18 protein-coding genes are annotated in these 22,854 nt (G+C 45.4%); 3 read left to right on the top strand and 15 right to left on the bottom strand.

Annotated features, from left to right (window positions below; all coding sequences use genetic code 11):
* Positions 1 to 28: 28 nt before the first annotated feature.
* The 9 genes from QT397_12920 to QT397_12880 all read right to left on the bottom strand — a co-directional run bounded on the left by QT397_12920 (position 29) and on the right by QT397_12880 (position 10,367).
* Positions 29 to 412, bottom strand: coding sequence for an alpha/beta fold hydrolase (locus tag QT397_12920; protein WNZ58194.1), 384 nt, complete (start codon positions 410 to 412; stop codon positions 29 to 31).
* Positions 409 to 2,376, bottom strand: a complete 1,968-nt coding sequence (locus tag QT397_12915) for a tryptophan 7-halogenase (protein WNZ58193.1) — start codon at positions 2,374 to 2,376, stop codon at positions 409 to 411. The genes QT397_12920 and QT397_12915 overlap by 4 nt, the downstream gene beginning before the upstream one ends.
* Positions 2,373 to 4,235, bottom strand: a complete 1,863-nt coding sequence (locus QT397_12910) for an acyl-CoA dehydrogenase (protein ID WNZ58192.1) — start codon at positions 4,233 to 4,235, stop codon at positions 2,373 to 2,375. Before QT397_12910 ends, QT397_12915 begins: the two co-directional genes overlap by 4 nt.
* A complete protein-coding gene (locus QT397_12905; protein ID WNZ58191.1) occupies positions 4,228 to 5,247 on the bottom strand; it encodes a hypothetical protein in 1,020 nt (339 codons plus the stop codon). Before QT397_12905 ends, QT397_12910 begins: the two co-directional genes overlap by 8 nt.
* 2 nt (positions 5,248 to 5,249) lie before the next feature.
* Positions 5,250 to 5,777, bottom strand: a complete 528-nt coding sequence (locus tag QT397_12900; GenBank protein WNZ58190.1) for a hypothetical protein — start codon at positions 5,775 to 5,777, stop codon at positions 5,250 to 5,252.
* Positions 5,777 to 6,610 carry a hypothetical protein gene (locus QT397_12895; protein ID WNZ58189.1) on the bottom strand — a complete coding sequence of 278 codons (834 nt, stop codon included), beginning with the start codon at positions 6,608 to 6,610 and terminating at the stop codon, positions 5,777 to 5,779. The genes QT397_12900 and QT397_12895 overlap by 1 nt, the downstream gene beginning before the upstream one ends.
* Positions 6,607 to 7,647, bottom strand: a complete 1,041-nt coding sequence (locus QT397_12890; protein ID WNZ58188.1) for a hypothetical protein — start codon at positions 7,645 to 7,647, stop codon at positions 6,607 to 6,609. The genes QT397_12895 and QT397_12890 overlap by 4 nt, the downstream gene beginning before the upstream one ends.
* 3 nt (positions 7,648 to 7,650) lie before the next feature.
* Positions 7,651 to 8,799 carry a PLP-dependent decarboxylase gene (locus tag QT397_12885; GenBank protein WNZ58187.1) on the bottom strand — a complete coding sequence of 383 codons (1,149 nt, stop codon included), beginning with the start codon at positions 8,797 to 8,799 and terminating at the stop codon, positions 7,651 to 7,653.
* A 92-nt stretch (positions 8,800 to 8,891) separates the two neighbouring features.
* On the bottom strand, positions 8,892 to 10,367 hold the full coding sequence (locus QT397_12880) for a long-chain fatty acid--CoA ligase (protein WNZ58186.1): 1,476 nt from the start codon (positions 10,365 to 10,367) through the stop codon (positions 8,892 to 8,894).
* A gap of 880 nt (positions 10,368 to 11,247) precedes the next feature.
* Here QT397_12880 and QT397_12875 point away from each other — a divergent pair.
* Both QT397_12875 and QT397_12870 read left to right on the top strand, forming a co-directional pair.
* Complete coding sequence (locus QT397_12875; protein ID WNZ58185.1) at positions 11,248 to 11,562, top strand: hypothetical protein; 315 nt, start codon at positions 11,248 to 11,250, stop codon at positions 11,560 to 11,562.
* A gap of 14 nt (positions 11,563 to 11,576) precedes the next feature.
* Positions 11,577 to 12,779 (top strand): DUF1254 domain-containing protein, encoded by a 1,203-nt coding sequence (locus tag QT397_12870; protein ID WNZ58184.1) that lies wholly within the window; start codon positions 11,577 to 11,579, stop codon positions 12,777 to 12,779.
* A gap of 22 nt (positions 12,780 to 12,801) precedes the next feature.
* Here the strand turns inward: QT397_12870 and QT397_12865 are convergent, their stop codons facing one another.
* Positions 12,802 to 13,758, bottom strand: a complete 957-nt coding sequence (locus QT397_12865; protein ID WNZ58183.1) for an AraC family transcriptional regulator ligand-binding domain-containing protein — start codon at positions 13,756 to 13,758, stop codon at positions 12,802 to 12,804.
* A 195-nt stretch (positions 13,759 to 13,953) separates the two neighbouring features.
* Here QT397_12865 and QT397_12860 point away from each other — a divergent pair, with 195 nt between their 5' ends.
* Entirely contained in the window at positions 13,954 to 15,483 is a 1,530-nt protein-coding gene (locus QT397_12860; protein WNZ58182.1) for an NAD(P)/FAD-dependent oxidoreductase, read from the top strand.
* Between the two features lie 749 nt (positions 15,484 to 16,232).
* On the opposite strand, the gene QT397_12855 is transcribed toward QT397_12860, so the two are convergent.
* The 5 genes from QT397_12855 to QT397_12835 form a co-directional block, all read right to left on the bottom strand.
* On the bottom strand, positions 16,233 to 17,207 hold the full coding sequence (locus QT397_12855; protein ID WNZ58181.1) for a DJ-1/PfpI family protein: 975 nt from the start codon (positions 17,205 to 17,207) through the stop codon (positions 16,233 to 16,235).
* Between the two features lie 314 nt (positions 17,208 to 17,521).
* Positions 17,522 to 17,806 carry a hypothetical protein gene (locus QT397_12850; GenBank protein WNZ58180.1) on the bottom strand — a complete coding sequence of 95 codons (285 nt, stop codon included), beginning with the start codon at positions 17,804 to 17,806 and terminating at the stop codon, positions 17,522 to 17,524.
* Complete coding sequence (locus QT397_12845) at positions 17,807 to 18,202, bottom strand: DUF1308 domain-containing protein (protein ID WNZ58541.1); 396 nt, start codon at positions 18,200 to 18,202, stop codon at positions 17,807 to 17,809.
* A 41-nt stretch (positions 18,203 to 18,243) separates the two neighbouring features.
* Positions 18,244 to 21,261, bottom strand: coding sequence for an RHS repeat-associated core domain-containing protein (locus tag QT397_12840; GenBank protein WNZ58179.1), 3,018 nt, complete (start codon positions 21,259 to 21,261; stop codon positions 18,244 to 18,246).
* Entirely contained in the window at positions 21,222 to 22,520 is a 1,299-nt protein-coding gene (locus QT397_12835) for a hypothetical protein (protein ID WNZ58178.1), read from the bottom strand. Before QT397_12835 ends, QT397_12840 begins: the two co-directional genes overlap by 40 nt.
* Between the last annotated feature and the right edge of the window lie 334 nt (positions 22,521 to 22,854).

The raw sequence follows: 22,854 nt of genomic DNA, 5'->3' as shown, positions 1-22,854 counted from the left end.
GTTTCCTCTGACTGAGTCAGAGGCGGTGCTATCGCAAAAAAGCCTGCAATATCTTTACTGCCATATAGGTGCAGATATTTAAGTGCAACCAATGATCCCGCGCTGTGCCCTCCAAGAACAAAGGCCTTAGCCCCTCTTTTTTGAGGTGTTTTAATAGATCGGCAAGATCGTCTTGCAATTGGTCGGAATAATCGAGATCCCCCGGAACACCTTCACTCTTACCATGGCCTCGCCAGTCTGGCAAACACACACTAATACCGTTTCGGTGTACCATCCGCCCAAACATTAAATACCACTGGCTACTGAACGTGCTCCCGTGCATGCAGACAAGCACCAAGTCAGATTCATCGCATGGCAACCAGCGAAAGGAGAGTTTTTTTCCATCCCGCGCCTGAAAGAACTCCTGAATCACACAACCTCCGAATCCGCATGAGCAGAGTCTAATTCAGCTGTGGGCATAGCTTCACGCTGGTCAATGACCGAATCCATTATGCTATCCGGCTGACTGCGTGCAAAAGCAAGAAATACAGGAACCATACTGGGGATCGCAATATACTCCTGAGTCTGCACCCAGATAGATTTTGCTTTCTTGTTAACCTCAGCAAGTTCTTTATTGGAGTAGCTACCCGCAAGATCCATAACTTCAATCGTATCTGTGTGGAAGGACTCTTCCGATACAATAACGCTCACTGGATCTGCCATATCCTCATTGACTAGATCTGTAAGCTTGATAGATAACTTCTCAAGCAGCCAATTGAGGTCAGCCCCATTCATATTTGGCTTTTGTAAAAGATCAGGTAGGGTAATAGCCTGCTGAACAACCATCCGGTTTGCCAGTTTAGGGAGGTCGAGTCGCGCCTGGACAACACTCAGGAAAACTTCAACCCAAAGTTTGACCCGCAGATCGATTCGCCAACCGTCCCGGCCTTGGGTTCCCATTAAATATACAAAGTACTTATAGTGATCGGCACCGGACTCAAAGAAACCTTCACTATTTCTGCGAAAATATCGATTCTGAGCTTTAAGCTCTTTTGTCGTTTCAACTAAAAGGCGTTGCAGGATTAACTCAAGGGCCATGTATCCACGGCGCAGGTAACTTTTGCGTAGCCAGTACTCCTGATCCAGATAATTACCTGACATATAATCCCAGGCACTCTCCAGGAAATAAGCAGCGGTATTGTAGGCAAGCAAAGGAGAACACAGTTCAGCAGAGTCAATAACCGGGTATACATTTGCTACATGGGCATAAAGGCCCTGGTAAAATTCTGTGACCACTTGATTTGCGATCGGCAATTCTTTTGCAAGCCGCTGCTGAGCTTCATCACGATTATTGTCTGAGATATCGGCAACAATGTACTTACAAATATGGTCATTAAACAGGGCTATCATATCGCCCCCACCACTAAACAGAGGATCAAGGAACATCGAGGAAAATCCGGAGGTAGCCCAGCGGTCCTCAAAGATAAACTCATCCGCTCTATAGGCAAGCTGTCCCCAAGCCTCGAAATCAATAAGCTCGGCGCCTTCCAGAAGCTCTGAAATAGCTCTATAAGCCAACAAAAAATCTAGGAAATCTTGCTTCTTTGTGGGCGGCTTGTCGAATTTACTATTCTCACCAACGATACCTACACTGGTATAGCCACCACTTAAGGGTATAAACCAAACCCAGTAACCATCTCCAGAAAAATGATTCGTTGAAAGAAAGCGTCCAAAGGCCTTCTTTCTCCAATTCATATCTCCCATGGAATCGATATCCTGTATGTTCTTAAACCGACCCCAGGCAGAGAAGTGTTTAGGGACATTCTCAACTCGGGTAAGCTTCTTATGCTTCTTAGCAACCCGATTTCGACCACTGCAATCTACTAACCAGCGGGCGTTAACCACTCCGCTAGCGCCATCTTCCATAAGCTCTATAGAATGGAGTTCATCACCTGGCTGTATGTTAAGATTTTTTGCTTTTACGCCCTGAATAACCTCTATGCCATTCGCCCTATTCATATCGACAAGGTCGGATTCCAATCTGGCCCGGTCAATTTGAAAAGCTGGATGAGGCGGAATACTGGTGGTTCCGTGCTCACTCATCTCTGTTAATGACAGTGTATGCTCAGGGTTATCGTAGAAAAAACGCAGACCATTTTTAGGCAAGTGATTCCTATAGAGATAATTCACCAAGCCCAACTGCTTCATAAAGTAGTGGCCGGTCATCTCCACTGTCGCTTCACCAACTTTGGCCTTAAATTCAGTATTTGCCTCAACAACCAATATGGTTAAAGCATCCTTATTGAGTTTAAGCTGACGGGCCAGGGTTAAGCCAGCCCATCCACCACCGATAATCACTACATCGTAATTGGATTCCAGCTGATCAAGCTTGTTCATGAGACAGCCTCCACATTTGACAATAATGAATTCCAGGAGGAAGCGTCCATTTCACAAAAAGAGTCCTGATCCTGAAGGATATCCAGCACCAGCTTGGTGCGGGGTAACTCATTGCGAATAAAGAATTTAGCACTGACTATTTTCGAGCGATAGAACTCCTCATCAGTATCGTTCAGGTCCTGACTCAACTTATCTGATGACGCGCATGCAGCCTCCAATAAAAGCCAGGCCAAGGTTATATCACCAAGCATATGTAGAATACGTGTGCTATAGGCAGGGATTTTGAACATTTCTTTTGTCTTCACCCATACCTGCACAGCTTTCAGTGCTGCTTCGAAATGTCCAAACGAGGTCTTTAAGCGCTCAAATTCAATCTCAAACTGAGGATAGTCCGTGGCCCGATCGAGGAAATTATCAATTTCTGCCTGATAGAATTGGAATAGCTTACTGGAATTACCCAATCCTAACTTATCGCGGATCAAGTCCTGGCTCTGGATATAATTCGTTCCCTCCCAGATTGCCAGCACTTTAATATCCCGGGCATATTGCTCTATACCCAGATCCTTGAGATACCCCTGACCACCACAGGTTTGAATTGCCAATTCACAGATACGCCAAGCCTGGTCGCTGATATAGGCTTTAACAACTGGAGTTAGCAGGTTCATTAAACCCTGGTAGTGAGCAATGCGATCCTTTTTGTCTTCCTGCCCCTGGTAGATTTTGACTAAGCTCTCTGACAATGTCAGTTTAGCAATCAGTGCTCTACAGCCCTCTACCTTGGATTTCATTTCCAACAACATACGCTGGACATCGGTATGCTCAACGATATTGACCCGGCTTGCGGTAGAGCTAAAGCTCTCGTGAAATCTCTTGCCCTGTAGACGCTTTGTCGAATAGGAAAGTGCATTGTAGTAGGCTGAGGAAGCCATACCCAAGGCGTAGACACCTGTGCTGATTCGTGCCTGATTCATCAAGGTAAGAAACTGCAACAAGCCTACATTCTCACGATTCCCCAGTAGGTAAGCTCTACAGGGGCCATTGTCTCCAAACCTAAGGTGAGTGTTTGCACACCCTTTAAAGCCCATTTTCTCGGCTAGAGAAATGCATTCGATATTATTAAACTCGCCGAGACTCCCATCCTCTTCAACCCAGTACTTAGGCACAATAAAGCAGGACAATCCGTAGGTGCCCGAGCCGCTTTTTTCGCCACGACCCATAACGAAATAAACGGTGTTTTCTGTCAGGTCGTGCATACCGGCACTGATCAGGTATTTTTCGCCCGTTAACAAATAAGTGCCATCTTCCTGTTTCGCAGCGCGAGTCTCTACAAGTGATACATCACTTCCCGCCTGGGGTTCAGTGAGACAGAGACAAGATGTCCACTCTGAGGTGGCTAATTTGTCCCTGAACAGGTCTTTTTGCAGATCGGTTCCATATTTTTCCACCAAGGTGGAGGACGGCAAGCAAAAACCACCATAAGTCATAAAACTTGGATTTGCCCCCATAAACATTTCCAGGAGCATTTGCATTACAAAGGGCGGAATAGTTGTATTTTGTTCGCCCTCAAGTGAGGAAATATTCCCCCAGTCTTCCTTAAACCTCTGCCACATCTCAGGGAATGCGCTCGGGAGCTTTACTTTCCCATTCTCTAACTGGCATCCCTCTCGATCTGAATCCTGGTATCCCGGCCCGAGAATCTCATAAGAGAATTTTTTAGCCCGAACTAAAATTTCATGGAGAATCTCTGGTGAGCACCCTTTAAACATCTGGTCGCTGAACAGAGTTTTAGCTTCATGGAACTGTTCTTCAATAAGGAATTTAAATTCTCTTATATCAGTTTTATAAATATTATTATCCATGTCTTGCTCCTTGATATTCCAACAGCGTACGCCAACTACCTGCACCTAATACCCAGTCAAATATCTGATTGTGTCTTCCACGGTAAATCCTCTTGGGATACCTTAATGCCTCACGAATATGCGAAAGGTAATCCTGGCCTAGAGTGTCACCCAGGTGCTGGGCGGAACTAAAATCTATATAGGCGTCTTCCAACACCAATTTCTCAACATTTACCAGTCTTGAAAGAAATCCCTGAAAATTGGGCGAAGGAATGTCTATTTTCAAGCAACCTACCCTGCCGCCACCCCCTAGAGTTAACAGCCATAGATCAGTCACCTTTTCCTCAATGTAATAACTGATCAATTCAGAGAGAGGCTTAATACTCAAATAGTGCCAGCCGTCCTCTTCAATACTGGGTAACCATGAGGCCTTGTCGCTGTGCGAAAACCCTTTCAGGAGCCCCTTGGCCCATTTCGAGCGGATATCAAAGGATACTACTCGAGTATCATCACTAGAGCTGGTTGAGATTACCTGCTTAATACTCTTTACTAAATCTGGTGCGCCAGATAAAGATGGCGCTTGAGAGAGAATATCGCAGCTGGATATTTGACAGAGATGTGTTTCACAATACTCTCGACAGATCCAGGTAGCCGCCACACCTACAAGAACATCTAAGCCATCTTGATCAGGTCCAACTCCAATTCCCAATGAATCCAGGCACTCTTGTTGCCGCTCTTTGCCCAGTTCGAGATTTAAGATCAAAGCTTCGGCTTCACTACACTTTGAAAAACTCAATACTGCAGCATGGAAGCTGGTGCAGGCGCTACCCACAAATCGAATATTATGCCCACCATCTTCAAGGTCTGCTATAAACTCTACAACCCGACTATCCTGTAGAACATTAGCCTCTCCCGCAGAAACCACATAGATAAGTTCTGGTAACAAATCATATTGATCCAGGTGTCCTCTCAAGGCATCAAGTAATCGATCAACCTGCCCACCACTGTCTACCCATAGGTTTTTAATAAACATCTTTATGCTGTCCCGTCCATGGTGTTTATTGTTATATCACCGAAACCGCACTCGATAAGTAGTTTAGAAAGCCCCTCAATTAAGAGATCATGGCAATCAATATCCACTGCCAACCTGATTTTCAGCTGGTTTGTTCCCGCTTCAAATGGGTGGCGAACCAAGCTATCTTCAATAGCTATATATCGTTTTCCTTCTCTAACCAATATCGCTTCTTCACCAGCCAGGTCATGAAGCATTAAAACGGTGTCTTGTAATAGAGCACTTGGCATACGCCCACCAGCGGGCATCTGCATTTTTATCAAGATTAAGTCTATATCCAGTTCAGAATCTTCAAAGTATCGCAGAATATCCAGCAGTAATTGATAGTGCTCCGAATGATTCAGTAGCACCGGACTGGAATTAACTGGTAGGCTGGATAATGCAAGATAGTCCTGCTCAGTACACAACGGCAGCATTTGTGCTAAGCAGGATTTCAATGTGTCCGGATAGGGGTTACGTTCGAGACACGTTGATAGCTCAACAGTCTTCATCACGCGGCCTCCATTAGATAGAAGTGACTTTGTTCATCAACGGTAACTTCTACAGTGCAATAATAGCCATTCAATGCAATCGAACAAGCCAGAAAATTTTCTTGCTTGTCAAAGCCTTTTTCAGCGCCTTGGCAAATAATATTCAGCCAGGGATCACTACCAAAACAATGCCCCCATCGATCATGCAAGTCTGGTAACTTTTGATTGGCCGACAACAATTTGGAGAAAATCTGGCGAATATTCTCTGGAAAGAATGGTAAAGATAAAGTCAGGTCATCTCGTCCAACAGCCATTTTTCGGATGACAGTGGCAAATTCCGGAGTTGTATTATAAGTAATCGTGCAGGATGCATTAAGGTTTATACTGTCAAGATCCCGCACTTCAAACAACAGTGTACAGAGACCAAAACCACTATCGCCCCAATTTTCATTTTCTCGCCAAAACGTTAGATCTAAAACATTGGCGTCAAGAATACTAACCAGTAAGTAGCGCGATTCCGGATTTTGTGTCAGGTAATGCCGAAGGCTATAACCCCAAGATGCACATTCATAGGTATTAACAAAACTGGTAACTGGCGCTCTTGCATTATCACCGTAATTGAAGTCCTGCTCACTAATCGCCGATGAGCTCAAAGGAAGTTCAATCATGGTAGAGCATAAAAAATGGCGATCTATTTGCGAATCTTTTATCTCTGGAGCGGCATCTAATACACTATCTGTCTGTCTTCGGATAATCCTGGCAATATCACCAAAGGCAGTTGATACATCACTACTGGATGAGACAGCGATACCTTCTATAGGGATAAAAGCTGCAGATCGTAAATACAGGCTCATACCCGCAGCCCCTTAAATTTGCTATATATCTCAAAGAAGCACCGATATGAACTGCCTTCCATTTTTGTGAAAGCCAACAGATCACGCTGTCGATTCACGGATTTGATCTTTCCTGACAAGACCAGGTTCAGCAAAAGCTCATTGCTGGTAAATTTCGTTGCCAGTACACGGTTTACGCTGTGCATAGAGAAAGTGGTTTCGGCTACCTGCTCATTACACAAATAAATTAGATACTCTATATGAGCCTGATCTTCGCAGGTTAAATGAGCTTCTTTACAGTCATGTAGCCAAAGCACAAAGTGCATTAGTGATTTAACAAAGCGCGGGCGAACCAGTGTTAAAAATCGATTGACGCTACCCAACCCACCTTTGCTCAACAACATATCTTTGGTAATTGATACTTTACCCTTACAATTTCCCAGCTGTAAGGTGCCATTTAAAAACGGCTCTCCTACAGTACTCTGCCGTAGTTGGTTACAGAGTTCTGGCGGCAACATCACTGTCAGGGGAAAAGGCCTTCCCGGTTGCTTGGTAACTACCATGGCAAAGCCAAGCTTATGTGCCTCAATGCCGTGGATCTTGTCGACATTCAGTAGCATGTCGCTATCAGTTTCAACCAGCTCTGTCTTCCAACCCATAAGGCTCGGGCCGCCGGGGTCTGTCATAAGGAAGTGGCCGAAAATCCCCTGCTCCACCCATTTATTGACCTGGGCAAGCTGATCATCTGTAGCAGTCAGGCTCAACATAATCGAGCCAAATAGCCCGATCATATTGTGAAAGTGATTATCCAGTCCTTCATCCCGGACAGTGTCAATAATTTGATCAATAACAAAGGTCTGCTCAAACTGCTCTAATGGCTGCTGAACCGAAGCGTCCCTAAGTGGTGCAAGCTCTGTCAAAGGATCTTCGATAATCATTGATGCATCGAATAGCCGAGCACAAGAATTTTCTAACAGCGATTTCAATGTGCTGGGCACTGGTGAAATACTGGATAATTGATTGAGAACAAAACCACCTACAACCGATTGCATTTCCATGATCTACTCCACCAGATAAGAGTTCGGAGCCGGCAACTTGAGGAAAGGTGCTACGGTATAACTTGCGTTATAGGCACCACATCCATCAAATATGACTAAGTCCCCTTCTCGAAGGTCAATATTGTTGACTTCCCCAATCACATCTTCCTTATTACAAGATGTGCCCACTAAAAGGACTTTCTGCCCCTCATCATTCCCTTTTAGAGGAGTCCCATTACGCAAAACATGAGGTTGCTGGAATCGTTTAAAGGTACTTTCCGTTTTCGCCAACAGAAAATTTTGGGCCATTCCCCCATCACATACGGCGTACTTGTCACCGTTAATGGACTTTTTATAGCGAACTTCCGTGACGAAATAGCCGGCTGAGCCCATAATTGCTCGACCACTCTCGTGAACTACCTTGATATGATCTGGAAATTCAGCAATCAAATTTCTATATTGCTCAAAATCAAACTCCTGCTCCCGCCAATTGGGGTCAAACCCACCACCTAGATTGGCTAATGACAGAGGGTATCCCAGTATTTCTTCAAACTCATAAACAACTTGTAAAGCCACTTTGGCAGTATCGAAAGCACCTTTATTAAAGGAGTATGAGCCCCTGAACAAATGAAAACCTAAAACTGGAATCTCATGTTTCTTGCAAAAATTCAAAGCCTCAAGGCAGCCATTCCAGTCGAAACCAAAATGATCTTTTCTTAATCCCTTTTGATTCCTATCAAAGTGGCTCAAGATTGAGGGATTAAGCCTTAAAACGACAGGGTTTACTGGCCGCCTTGCCTTCAACTCCTCAACCAAAGCTAATTGATTCAGATTGTCGATAATTAAATGGCACTTACTCGCAATGGCAGCGCGTATAAAGGCCTTATCTGCCGATGGGTTATTGACAAATCGGGGGCTATTCCCTTTAGGAAGTAGATTTAGTTCGCCTATAGATGCAATCTCAATACCGTCTTCAAAGATGTGCCCACAACGAAGTATTAAATCAAGGCAACTATTGGCTTTCAGAGAGTATATCAATCCCGTGCCCAGCGCTTCCTTCAGCTGCTTGTAGTTATCGTGAGCAGTTTTAACGGAATAGATATAACAAGGTGTAGATAGCTGTTTCTTATTTTGGCCCAACTGTTGAACCAGCGCATCTGACAGTGCACCCATAACTCCCCCAAGGGTTAAACGTATCGTTTATATTTTTATTAAGTTAGCGTTTTATGTTTTAGGCGGGATCCCGCCTAAATATACTCAGATCATTAGGCATGGACTTGTAAATCCTGTTCTAAGCGCTTCCTATCGACCTTGCTATTAGCGGTTAATTGAATTCCATCAATAAACCTGATATCTCTCGGCACGTAGTCAGTATCTATGTTCGCTTTCAGCCAAGTGCGAAACTGCTTCTGATTGTCAGCGGTATTCTCATGAAGCTCCACAACACAAGTAGCCACTTCATTCTCGAGCTTATCTTTAGTGCCGATGACTGCATTGATATGTACCAATGGGCACATATCAATATGATTTTCCAAGTCCTTTGGAAACAGGCAAAATCCACCTTGTTTTATTAAGTCTTTTGAACGCCCTTTAAAATAGAAAAAGCCATCCTGATCACGGGTAAAAAGGTCTCCTGTCGCCAACCAGTTGTCGTCCCGATATCTGCCAGAAAAGATTTCTGCACCACCTTGAGCGGCCGGGTTATAGTAGCCTTGCATCACTGCCGCCCCACGAACATAAAGCTCACCTACCTCATCAGCTTTTGCTTCTCTAAATTTACTGACCTCTGAGTGAGGTATAAATACACGTGCATCCAGGCCAGGGATCGGCTTGCCAACTGAACCCATCTTTTCTTCCCAAAGCTCTGGCTCCAAGTACAAGGCTCGCTTGCACTCAGTCAAACCATACATAGAGAAAACATTTAGACTTGGGCAGTACTCCTTCCAGGCACGAATCATGTACTCAGATAAATGGCCCCCAGTATTGGTGATACTGCGCAGATTGCTGAGATCAGGTTTAACCAAACCCACCAGTTTCACCAGCGCAGCCCCCATTGCTGGCACGATCGGAAGAACAGATATATCCCGCTCTGAAATCGTTTTAAGGGCTTGTATGGGGTTAAATGGTTTGTCGTAGAGGATGGTTGTACAGTTGCTATATAGCGCAAATAGTACCTGATAAAGACCGTAGTCAAATGATAAAGGGGATAAGCACAAAATTCTGTCCTGTGCTGTCAGGCCCAAATATTGGGATATTGAGGCCAAGGAGGTCAGAACATTTTGATGGGTAAGCATAATGCCTTTTGGCTTACCAGTACTTCCTGAGGTATAGATCACCAGAGCCAGATCTACGCCTGTGACCACTGGAATAGAAGACACTTCAAACTCTGAGCATTCCTGCTGATAATCGGGCAAGGCCTGAATTTTTCCAGCACGCCATATCGCCTTGGCATTACAGTCTGAAGCGATCATTTTAATTGAAGAATGGCTCAGATCCCCCTTTGCAGGTACAACCACCAACCCCATCTTCCACGCCGCCAACATAATGGCGACCGCCTCTATTTCAGACTGAGTACACACTAAAATGCGGTCGCCAGCACTGAAACAAACTTCTTCGTTTGTAAGTGAGAGCCACGCATTCTCACAGTGAGCCACGGTCAAAACCTCGCCATCCAGATTTTCCAGACGACCTTGCCAACATTTTTCCACAACTTTCTCGAACAGGCTGGCAAGAGAAAACATTTTTAGTCCATTTATTATTCTAAGATTTTTGATCTAGTCCGAATAAGCCTAAAAAAAACTATTCAAACCGGCTACATGGGACGATCATTTTATAAATCGGATGACCCAATAATGACAAGCATTTTCTGTAAAGCTTATGACAACCTCTTTATCAATCCATGAAAAGTTTCATCCTGTTAGAAATTATTCGATCTGACTAAACATTACAAACATTCCAAAAGACAAATAAATCAAGAAGTTAATAAACCCTTTTTCCGATCTCGCACCACTACCAAGTAAAAAAATAGGCAATGAAAAACCAATTTATTCAGGATTTAATTCCATCAAATGACCAAAAAAAAGAAAATAATTTTTTTGGTAGTAAAACCCTATAAAGCCCAAAAAATTTGAACCGAATGGTCACAAAATAGGATGGGCAAATATTAAAAATTACTCAAACTTATTTCTGAAGGTGGTTTTTGAGAACCATGAAACCTTGAGAGATTTCTTTTACAAGTGATCGGCTACCGGCGCTGAAAGCCAGATAAATATTTGAATGCAAGTTAATGTAATAATTTCGATTACAGAGACCAAATCAGTAGCGGCGTGAAATTACTGACTTCAAGTAAACCTTTAAATCCGGGTCTGCCAGACAAAACATGGGCGCCAGCCTAAATACTACAGACCAATAATTACAATAAAATTGACCTTTTGAATCACCGGCCTCACCAGATCAAAATTAAGCCAAACTTATCGCTAAAGATACCCAAGTTACGCCTGGGGATAGCCATCTTTATAATCCGGCAGTTAACACAAAAAATTGGCACGAAATAACCCCAATAGAGGAAGCAATACCACACACTTACGTATCACGCACGCCTTGCATATAGAGGTAGCTATTTTGATTCGATTACTTCAGTACGCATTTGGGTCTGTCGGAGTTTTTCTTCTGTTAACCAGCTCTCTGCCGCTTTGCGCCGATTTACATCCAGAGACTCTGAAATCAATCAGTACTCCAGATAAGGTGGACAGTAGTATTGGCACCCTCGAATTCCGCGATGGCGCTCCCTACCCCCAGACCGCAGAAAAGCTCTACGACTATTTGGATCATATGCGTGCGGTAGATAGTTTCCTCAAAGGAATTCAGGGAGCATCAGTACATGCTCTGATGAAAGGGGAAGAGAGCTTGGCGCTAAGTCTGCCAATGAAGTCTTGATTTTCGATCGATTAATGAACTCTGAGTCTCTTTTTCTCACAGGCAATACTTCGACTATCTATACGCTGGCTTTTTTAGATCTAAAACGAGACGGACCAACTGTGTTTCACTCGCCGCCCGACGTTATGGGCGCGTTTAATGATGCGTGGTTCCGCTTTGTTGAAGATATCGGCTCCTCTGGCCCGGATAAGGGGCGCGGGGGAAAGTTTCTGTTACTGCCACCAGACTATAAAGGCAATATTCCCTTCGGCTACATTCCCATCTACCCTCGCTCCTTCCGACTGTGGGTGTTTATGCGCTCGCCAAGTCACCAGCCTTTGCCGGAGGCCGTACAAAACATCAAAGACAACTTGAGAATCTACCCCCTGGCTCAAAAAGGTAACCCGCCAAGGATGGTCTTTATCAGTGCGTCTGGAAAGGCCTTCAACACCATCCACCCTAATGACTATCAATTCTATAAGCACCTTAATGAAGTCGTTCAATACGAGTGGGTTGGGATGCTTAACCCAGAAACGCGCGGCCTCTTTGCCTCAATTGGCATTGAAAAAGGGAAAGCCTTCAGTCCAGATAAAAGAATGACCAAAATTCTTACGGACGCAGTTGCAATTGGTAATGGTATAGCCCGCTCAATTGTTTGGTACCCACGGACAGACAAATCCCTCTCCGATATCAAAATCTACCCAGGCACAGATAGCGCCTGGGTAATGGCGTTTCCCGGCAAGAACATCTTCTTCAATGGCCCCGATGGCAAAACCATTAATAGTGACGCCCGAGTCAGCTACTTCTACCCCTATACCGGTGTCAGCCCAGCAATGACTGCTATTGAACCTGGCAAAGGTTCTGATTACGCCATTGCCTTTGTCGATGAAAACAAAGAGCCTTTTGATGGCTCTAGAAAATACAAATTGCACCTGCCCCCCGATGTACCGGTCAATGCCTTTTGGGCAGTAAATATCTACGACAGCCAAACGCGCTCAATGTTAAAAACCAGCCAACCCTTTCCCGCAGTAAGCAGCCAGTCGAAAGGGATAAGACAAAATTCCGATGGTTCTTATGACGTTTATTTTGGACCCAAGGCGCCAAAAGGGTTTGAGAAAAACTGGCTGGAGACCTTACCTAACAAAGGTTTTTTCGTAATCCTGAGACTGTATGGACCCTTGGGGCCATGGCTGGAGAAAACCTGGCGTCCTGGAGAGGTGGAGCCTACTGAATATTGAAAGAACTGCCCCCTCCAGGCTTTCACGGAGATTCTGGCCGCCCCACAATTGCGCTGCCTGCAAGGCGTATGCGGTGATTCCGGGGAGTCTCCGCAAACCAACGTCGACAAGCTCGCTGAAATGTACTCTGCTCGGAGTACCCCAACAAACCCGTAATCTGCCCCAAGGCCAGATTCGGATCGGATAAGTATCGAGTCGCCAGATCCCGCCGCACGTTATCCAATAGTTCTTCGAACCTAAGCCCTTCCGCAGCCAGGCGGCGCTGTAAAGTTCTGGGGTGGAGCTTCAGCGCCCCTGCCACAGTGCCGAGCTGAGATCTGCCGCTGGGCAGTATTTCACTGAGTAATTGTCGAATTTCTACAGTTAGAGGAACGGGCAGCGTCGCACTCTGCTGCTCCAAATGGTGAATGGCCAATCGCTCAACCACTGGATCGGCAGACTTCAGTGGTGTATCCAGAAATGCAGCTGGGAAGTCCATCGCACAATAGCCCGAGCTAAACAGAACCCCACACCCAAAGTAATTGCAGTAGTCACCCTCTACCATTTGAGGACCATGAGGCAGCAGTACGTTTTGCGGGCAACACTCAGTCTCTACCAACATCCGTATCATCGTCAGCGTATTTCCCAGCACCTGCTCTCGGATCTGGCGATAGCTATTGAGAGCTGGGTCCTGCCAATCAAAAACAATACGTAGTACATCTCCCTCACTTAATGGTTCCAGTTGCATACTGAGGGATGAACTATGAAGAGAAAGAAAGCGCCTAACGGATAGCAAGGCTTGCCGGGGAGTGGCCGCATTGCATGCAACTACACCTATCCCACCCAAGCCTTCCACCCCTTGTCGCGATGCGAGGCACAGCCCCAAATCGGGGCGATCTAACCGGCGTGCTGCAGTTTCCAGCAGGCGCGCGACCTCAACAAATGATACCAAGCGGGAATCCGCCGGGCTGATATCACAAGGCATACCGAACTCGGCCAAGAAGGCTTCCCCCTGCCCCCAAGCTGCTCCACGAATTCACTGAAACCGGAAAGAATACTGACTCGTACAAGGCTACCCATAACTTGCTCCCCATCTTTGTGGCGCGGAAAGACAATTATTTGTCGCAATCTAACAATAAATCACGGGCACATCTACCCAGTCTATAAGGCATAGAAATTTGCAGGGATAGGGATTGTGAAATCGACTCATTTCGATGTATTAATTATCGGCGCGGGACTCTCAGGGGTAGGAATGGCTTGTCATTTGAGTCGCGAATGCCCCAGGCGCAGCTTCGCCATTATCGAGCGTCGGGCACAAGTCGGCGGCACCTGGGACCTCTTTAAATACCCGGGCATTCGATCTGATTCCGATATGTACAGCTTCGGCTATGACTTCCAGCCCTGGTCCGGCGAGAAAATACTCGCGGATGGCCCATCTATCCAAAAATATATTGAAACCACCGCAAAGCAATACGACGTTAAAAAGAGAATTCACTTTGGAATAAATTTAACTACGGCGAACTGGTCCAATACAGACCGAGCTTGGACTCTGGAAGGTCACAACACCGAATCTGGCAGCCCAGTGAGATATACCTGTAGTTTTCTGATTGCCTGTACTGGGTATTACGACCATAAAGAGGGCTACTTGCCGCAATATCCAGGTATAGAAAACTATCAAGGAAAACTGATTCATCCCCAACAGTGGCCAGAAAATCTGGACTACCGCAGCAAGCGTATTATCGTAATCGGCAGCGGCGCTACCGCTGTTACCCTGGTCCCTTCGCTCGCAACCACCGCCCAACATGTCACCATGTTGCAACGCTCCCCAAGCTATATCATTTCAGTTCCATCTATCGATAAAATCTCTCGTGTACTATCAAAATTTCTGCCAGCACCCTGGGTCCACAGGCTAGGACGCTGGCGCAATATCAAGTTACAGCGCTGGATTTTTAAAGCTGCTAAGCGCTGGCCTAACTTTATTAGAAAGTTACTATTAAAAGATGTAAGAAAAAGCCTTCCAGCTAATTACGATCTCAGTCACTTCGATCCCAGTTACAACCCCTGGGATCAACGTCTCTGCGTTGTACCCGATGGAGATCTGTTCTCCTCAATCTGCTCAGGAAAAGCTTCTGTTGCCACCGGTGAAATAGAAACTTTCTCAGATAAGGGTATCCTGCTTACGTCAGGGCAACAATTAGACGCAGACATTGTTATCAGTGCGACCGGATTAAAGTTACAAGTGCTAGGAGGTATCAAGCTCTGTATTGATGGTGCACCGGTAGCAGTCAATCAAAAGCTGACTTACAAAGCAGTGCTAATGGAGGGGGTTCCTAACATCTCATGGGTATTCGGCTATACCAACGCTCCCTGGACTCTTAAAGCAGACATTACCGCTCGCTATATTTGCCGATTATTCAAGTATATGGAAACAAATAACTTTCAAGTGTGTACAGCGATAGATAGCGAAGGCAGTTCTGAACAAGGTTCGGTAATGAGCAGCCTGGACTCTGGCTATGTAAAACGGGCAAATGGAGAACTTCCCAGGCAAGGTAAGCGCTATCCATGGCGCCTGTTAAATAACTATGAAGAGGACTGTAAGATACTCCTTGATTCAGCGATTGAGGATGAATTTTTAACTTTTTTGCCCCACCAAATTGACACCGAGAAAACTCAAAAGGCACAAGATAAAAACAACATATCCTCTATCGAAGTAAGCAGTATTTAAATTTCAGGTAGCATTAAGAATGCGAGCCTCGGCTCGCATCTATTTTACTTTTCATCAGGTAGACGGATATAGAGGCCGCACAAAATCCCTAACTCCAAGCTCAGACTAAAACCCCATAGTGAACAACCGCTATCAACATAATTTGACCTAACAGTCGCGCCTCACAAAAAAGTAACAAACACTTCTAATTAATCCGCCACCGATGCCTTCTCGAAATTCGTTACGGGCTTCACGTAACCATATAATCTTGGGGTAGCAAATCCGAATATTAGGTCACCAGACGGGATGGCTTACTGTGAGAGCTGTGAGTATTTTTTTAATTTTGTCCTCGCTATCAATAGCTTCAATGGCGTCTTCTGTAAGTATACAACTAGAAAACTGGGACAGAATTTGTCAAATTCAAGTTACCGGCGGAAAAAACCCGTCGTTCACAAATTTTCAAACATTTAATAACATTAAGAGAGGCTGGTCAATTTCCAAGCCCTATCAAATATGCTATCGCCGGAATGAAGAACCTTCCCAATGTAATTCAAAAATGACGATGTGGCGGTGCAAACGGTATGTTCAATCTGAAGACCAGAAAGCAAATACTTTTCCTATATTCTAGGTTTTATCGTCTCCACCTTTACCTTTATAGATTTCGCCTAGCACACGACAACCAGATATCGCCCGCGCTACAACTGCACAAAACAAACCTTAAAGTGGGAATTGAGTACAAAACCCGCACACCTTTAATGAAAGCTACCAAATTATGACGCTTGATCTAATATGCTTAACTTAAGTACCCAAGGATTGATATCAGAGGGAGCAACAAAGTCAACTTGCAATACAGTACGATCATCAGAAAACTGATACACCCATTTATTGTCAATAGACTTACCCTGCCCCTTACTCCACTCAGGATTTTCTTTCATTTGCTCACTTAACCAGGCTTTTACAGTTTCCACATTACCGGAAAGCTGAAACGCAGTGTACCATTCTTCCAGGCTACCATAGCTATACTCCTTAGAAACAAACTGAATTGACTCAGGCAAGTCACCAAGGTTTGGCATGATTTTATCCGCCATCATCCCCCGGATATAGCCCCCCTCTGGCACCCACAGGTACTCAATCTTCGCTGCAACACTTTTGGCTTTTTCAATCGTATCAACCTTACTTACCAGATATAAAGCGCCGTCTATACCAGATGAAAGGCCAGCTGTAGTAATAAACTTGCCGTTATCAACAAACTTTTTATTCTTTACCAATTCAACATCTGAGAAGTTCTTCTCGAAAGAACCAAATGCTCCGCGAATGGTGGTTGCTTTCTTACCATCCAGAAGCCCAGTATTTGCCAGGATAAAGGCACCGTTACATACCGATAGAACGTACTGAGCCTGTTTGGACTGCTCTTTAATCCACTGTAATACTTCCGGACTCTCCATTGCTTCATTAATACTGCCCCCAGGGATAATTACAGCATCAAATTGATTGTCCTGATCGAAGCTGGTATCTGGAGCCACTTTAAGCCCCATGGCTGAAGTAATGGTTCCACCATCTTCCGAAACCGTTGTTAAACGATAATTGGCTTGCCCAAAAACTTCATAGGGCCCGGCATAATCAATAGTTTGTGCACCATCGTACAATAATATTCCAATATGAAAGGCATCTTTAGATGTGGAGTGGGCCCAGACCATATTGCTAAACAGTAGCGAACATAGGCCAGCCCAGATTAAGGACCGCATGGCTATTTCCTTTTTATTTTAGGCAAGTAGAGATATATGCTTTAGCGTTTATTGGATATCACACGTTAAGCGCAAACATATAATCAAGGTATCTATTGGGGATACAGCTGGAAGTGTAAGCTAGTGAATTTGATCACGAATGACATAAAGTCGACAAATTCAGACATCGATAATTGAATGTAAAAGATTCATGTCTCAATGATAGTTTTTGAGATAAATATGAGAGTTTTAAACACTCTCTATAAATGCTAGATTATAATACTACTTAACTGACGCAAACACCTGGACTCTTGCATTAATTACAATCAACTCTTTCACTCTTCTTCTAGCCATTCATTATATCCGCAACCCTCCAACTTATGTAACACTTTACTTATATCTTGATGAGAATAATCTGCGCACCGCGCCTTATACACATCATTCATCACTTCTGATAGATTTTTTTCCGAACAATAAGAAATACAATCTGCAAGATTTCTATCTGACATTTCTTCACTCAAAATTTTGATTAAAATCAAATAAGAAACTTCGTCTATACCTTTAGGAAAGGCGCACTGAATTAGCCGAACGGTAGTAACCAAATGCTGAGGTATACTCACTCAATCCCCCTTAAGTGGTACTGGATCATGAACAATTGCATCAAAATCAACCTTTTGATAAGAGGCTCCACTTAGAAACTTCTTATCTGCCGTCAATGTAATGGCCCTCCTTTTATCTCCCGTTCCAAAGATAACAATATCATTTTCACCAACCTTTTTACTAGGGATCAATTTTTTCGCTCTTTCAGATGGATCATCCTCTACTACTTTGACTTTTTCAAGAAATCGCTTAGCTCTAGCTTTTTCTTTTTCTCCAGCCACGCCAGAGACTATATTCTCAAATTCGGCCTTGGCCATTTTAGTCATTATCATTTTTTTATCTTTTACAATTGACTTAAGATAACCCCTCTGGGACGACCCTTCAGAAATAAATGCTATTGCACTACCTGTATCAATATTTATTTCCTTACAGTCAAGCCCAAATGGGTCAACCCACGTTACTGGATTTGGTACGTACTGATAGTTATTGACTCCCCCAAAAGCCCCACCGGATCCTGCTGGGTAAACTCCCCAACACCCGGATCATAGTACCTAAACCGGTTGTAATGCAGCCCAGTTTCTTCATCAAAATACTGCCCCTGGAAACGGATCGGCTGCTCTATCTGATTTTCATAGGCTAAGGCGATATTGCCATAGCTCTTGTAAGTAACACTCCATACCATTTCACCAGCATGGTTGGTAAGGGTATCTGGGGTACCAAGGTGGTCCAGGTGATAGTAGTAGACCTCTTCTTTATCTAGATTACTTTCTTTTAGAGCAACCGGTTTAAAGGTGCCCGGTTCGAAGTAGTAGGTACGGGCGCTGAGGTCCTGTTTGGTTTGATTATCGGTATTAGTTTCCTTTAGAAGAGTGTCGCCATCCCAAAGGAAATCATTTTTCTCTTTGTTTACAGCCTTACTAATACGGCGACCCAGCGGGTCGTACTGGTAGTGGATATCTTGTTGAAGGTGTTCTACACCCTCTTCCACCTTTAGTTTCTCTACACGCACCAGCTGCTGGCGACTGTTGTAGTGATAACGCGTCTGCAGTTTTTGTCCTTTACCACGCAGTTCAGCAATCCGATTACCATGAATATCGTAGCGATAGTGAGTATCACCGCGAAAAGCGAGACGATTGCCTTTTACCTGGGTAGCGCTGGCTTGCTGTTTGGCTTCGTCTTTTGAGTTGGCAGCGGCAAGGATATTGTGCGCAGGGTCGTGTACAAAATACTCTGGGTTGGGGCCCTCTACCTGGGTAAGGCGGTCCAGGGCATCGTAGTGGTAGCTGTGATTACCGCGCAGGCTGTCTTCAATTTTGGCTATCTGACCAGCTTTGTTGTACTGGTAGCCACGCTCAAGGACTGGGTTTGTGTCTGAAGTGGGATCGGACACTGGTTTCTGATTTAAATTACTTGTTTTGCCCAGTCTGAGTTTCTGCAGGCGGCCTTGGGGATCGTAGTCTCTCTGGCTTTCCAGCCCATTGCCGTGTTGACGAAGGCCTTCCCTACCTTGTTCATCATGGCTGACACGGGTGATTAACTCATCAGTATCACTACCTAAAGGGCGACGGTGCAGGCTTTGGAATTGTCCGGCAGGGTTAAAAGTAAACTTAAGTACTTCTCCATCGGGCAAGGTCGTGGCAATACGATTACCTGCTGCATCGTATCGGTGGCTAAGCTTTTCTTTGCCCTGCCAGTCGCCGGTAACTCGGCCATTGGCATCGTATTCCCAACGCAATTTGCGGTGGGCATTTTCCGCCTCTATCAATTGCCCACTGCGATTGTAGCGGAAATTGGTATTGCCGTCCGGGGTGACCTCTTCCAACAAGCGGCCAAAGGGATCGCGCTCGAAGATAGTATCGATACCTTTACCGCTGTCCGTATCGGTCACGGCTCTGGAGCTTACCAAGTGGCCGGCACGGTTGTAGGCATAGCGGGTAACGCGGCCGTCGAAGCCTACTTCTTCAATCAGGCGTTCGTTGAAATCGTATTTTAGCTGGTAGCGCTCGCCGTTTTCATTGGTGAGCCCGATTAGGTTACGCTCGCCGTCATAGTGATATTCCAGGCAGCTGCCATCCGGGTTGGTGCGGGTCTTTACCTGGCTGAGGCCATCGTAGGCATAGCAGGTACTGCGGCCTTCAGAGTCAATGACTTCGGTAAGTAATCCATGGGGGTTGTAGCTGTACTGTGTGCGGGCACCGTCTGGAGTGGTCACCGCATGGATACGATCCTGAGCGTCGTATTCATAGCGGGTCAGCTGGCCGGGGGCGTGTTGCACTTCTTCCAGTCGGCGAGCACTGTCGTACCGGTAGTGCTGGGCACGGCCCATAGGGTCTTTTACTGCGGCGAGCTTGCCTTCGGGGTTCCACAGATAACGCGTGGTATTGCCGAGAGGATCGGTAACACTGCCGATCAAACCAACAGGGTTATAGCCGTATTGGGTCTTGTTACCGAGGGGATCTTTGCTGGCCACGATCTGGCCATTTTCGTTGTACTCCCTTTGCCAGTTATTACCAGCGGGGTCGGTAACTTTTGCGGGCAGGCCTTCAGCATTGTATTCGATACGATGGTTATTGCCGGCGGCATCGCTCTTTTGTATCAGGCGGCCCTGGTCATCGTACTGGTAAATTTCCTCACGAAGGCTGCCATCGTCGCTGGGCAGTTCTACCCGAGTAACCTGCCCCAGGTTGTTGTAGCTGTAGAGAGTCTCTGCACCTTCGGGATCGCGGTGATAGATCGGCAGGGCCCGGTCGTTAAAGCGGTAGCGCTCTTTGCCACCACGGGTATCAGTAACAGTAACGCCCTTACCATCATCGTCCCAGTCAAACTGGTAATTGTAAGTCGCCTGACCATCGATTGAGTCACCCCACTGTCTCACACAGCGGGCGGAGGGGCCTTCGACATCCCACTCAAAATGGAAACGGTAGCCAGTTTTTAAGGTGCGCTGCTTAATTACATGGTGATGGTATTGGTACTGTTCACTGTAACCATCGGCGTCGGTGGCTTTAACCAGGTCGCCAACATCGCTGTACTCATAGCTTGCGAGTAATTTAATGTGGCCGTCGCGAGTTTCCTTCTTAAGCTCACCGATACGCAGGCTGTTCGGCTGCCCTTGCGGAGGGCTGATATGCAGGGCTTCACCGAGGCTGCTCTCAATGCATATTAAACGTTCACCGATATAGTGAAACAGGTAGTAATTGCCATAACCATCACGTATTTCCGCAAGCTTAAGTCCTCCTGTTACACCGGTTGCCTTAAAGTGTTTTTGCACGCCATTGGGAGCCCCGTAAGGGGTAATAATCCAATGATCGCCGGCGACACGAGTAAGTGTTAATTGCTCAACAACATTGTGGCTGCGGTCACTATCCCCCGGAGAGGGAAAACTAATTATCCGACCCTCAGCGTCCATAAACTGTACGCTTTTATTGGTCGCCGGTATTAGTCTCTCTCCCAGGGTGTGAGTCCAACCATGACCCAAACCGAAATCTTTGGGATTACTACTGCGGTAAGTGCGCTCAAAAACAAGGGGAGTGGTCCGTCTAATAGCGTATCAACTAAGGTCAAACGCTCTTCCCCGGTTTTTAAGTTTATGGGATCACCGCCTTCAATAGCACAACTATTATTAGGAACTTCCTTCCCAGTATGGTTTGTGCCGGTTATGGTCCCAGCTTTATCAGGCTGGTCAGAGATTGTATTCTGAGAACTCTGCGAACCCTGGCTGCTTTCAGAACCCGCTTCAGAATTATCGTTGACTGTTCCTTTACCGCTTTGCGACGCTCCTGTACTTGATGTTTGCCCGCCGGAGGAAGATGGTACTACAACTTCAGAAGAACTCAGATCAGAGAAGCTCGCCTTATTACCCTCAGCATTTCCTGCGCGTTTATGGAAAAATACATTGCGACGCTTTTTGATTTTGGCAAATTCCAGCATTAGGTTACTAACGCCCTGAAGAGACCTCAGTAAGCCTGCATTATCTTTGGAAATCTCGACAGCGTTGGAATCGCTCACGGATGCCACCATGGCGAATGTTAAGATAATCTCAAAAAGGCCATTTTCTGGTAGGGCAACCTCGGATGCGTATAGAGCTTTTAAGTAATCGCGGAAGAAACGTAAACTTGTTTCACGTATCCTCGCATCCTGGTATAAAGTTTCAGCTACTTCAAAGGCTAACTCTAAGTGCTGCTGGGTAACTTTATTGGCATCGAAACCAAGCGCATCTACTAGGGATCTGCTAGAAGTCGGTATAGATTTTTCATCTTGCTTTTCAATGCTCTTTTCATACAGCAGATAGTTCTTAGCGGTGCACCCCTGCGCCATCAAAGGGCGAATAGAACTCACCAAAGTCTCTACTTCAGATAAATCTTTACGCCATATTGCTAGCCCTCCGGTAAAGTCACTCTGATCAGTAGATTCATTGTTCGATAACCTTGAATTAACTCGCCCTAGGTCAACAATATACTGAAGGCCTGTATCGACTTTAGGAATCAATTGGGACTGCTTGTCGGCTAGCACCGCATCAGCAAATGGAGCCTCTTCGATTACCAAGCGGTTTTGAACTAACTCCTTATAAATAGCTCTCTCAACCCAGGAGTAGCTTGAAGGAACATCTAAATGGAATGAGGCTGATAAATCACCCCACCTATCAGGCTGCTTGCCTGGTTGAAGAGGATCTGAACAACTCCCTCCCATACCCAGGAAGTAATCGTAAATTTCTTGAAGAGCTGAAACACTGAACATTTCCAGGGTTTGCTCAGCACTAGTTGGCAGTGAGTATCCGGAGCTAAAACCGCCCCCTCTTCGAGCCAGGTAAACAATTCCATATGTATTCTCAACAAATAGCTGCATAGCTCACTCTTTATTGATTACGAACCAGCCATGCAACATTCCTTCGCTGCCAGCTCAAAGCAAAATAAAGTCCACTAAAATACTCTGTCATTTCCAATTTCAGTCTTCGCAACTCAGGGAGTCGCAACTTCTGTCACCGCTGTAAACGAAAAGTATTTTTCGGAACGGGAAAGCCGCGCGATTATACTGAGGTAAAATTGGGAAATGGATTACACAGGAGCACAAT

The sequence above is a fragment of the Microbulbifer sp. MKSA007 genome, from assembly GCA_032615215.1.
Taxonomy (GTDB): Bacteria; Pseudomonadota; Gammaproteobacteria; order Pseudomonadales; family Cellvibrionaceae; genus Microbulbifer.
Note: the sequence above shows the minus strand (reverse complement) of the source record. Positions and strands in the feature narration are given on the sequence as shown.

Coding starts and splice junctions, on each gene's coding strand:
- QT397_12915 (WNZ58193.1), bottom strand. CDS start 2,376: ATGAACAAGCTTGATCAGCTGGAATCCAATTACGATGTAGTGATTATC.
- QT397_12910 (WNZ58192.1), bottom strand. CDS start 4,235: ATGGATAATAATATTTATAAAACTGATATAAGAGAATTTAAATTCCTT.
- QT397_12905 (WNZ58191.1), bottom strand. CDS start 5,247: ATGTTTATTAAAAACCTATGGGTAGACAGTGGTGGGCAGGTTGATCGA.
- QT397_12900 (WNZ58190.1), bottom strand. CDS start 5,777: ATGAAGACTGTTGAGCTATCAACGTGTCTCGAACGTAACCCCTATCCG.
- QT397_12895 (WNZ58189.1), bottom strand. CDS start 6,610: ATGAGCCTGTATTTACGATCTGCAGCTTTTATCCCTATAGAAGGTATC.
- QT397_12890 (WNZ58188.1), bottom strand. CDS start 7,647: ATGGAAATGCAATCGGTTGTAGGTGGTTTTGTTCTCAATCAATTATCC.
- QT397_12885 (WNZ58187.1), bottom strand. CDS start 8,799: ATGGGTGCACTGTCAGATGCGCTGGTTCAACAGTTGGGCCAAAATAAG.
- QT397_12880 (WNZ58186.1), bottom strand. CDS start 10,367: ATGTTTTCTCTTGCCAGCCTGTTCGAGAAAGTTGTGGAAAAATGTTGG.
- QT397_12870 (WNZ58184.1), top strand. CDS start 11,577: ATGAACTCTGAGTCTCTTTTTCTCACAGGCAATACTTCGACTATCTAT.
- QT397_12855 (WNZ58181.1), bottom strand. CDS start 17,207: ATGCGGTCCTTAATCTGGGCTGGCCTATGTTCGCTACTGTTTAGCAAT.
- QT397_12835 (WNZ58178.1), bottom strand. CDS start 22,520: ATGTTCAGTGTTTCAGCTCTTCAAGAAATTTACGATTACTTCCTGGGT.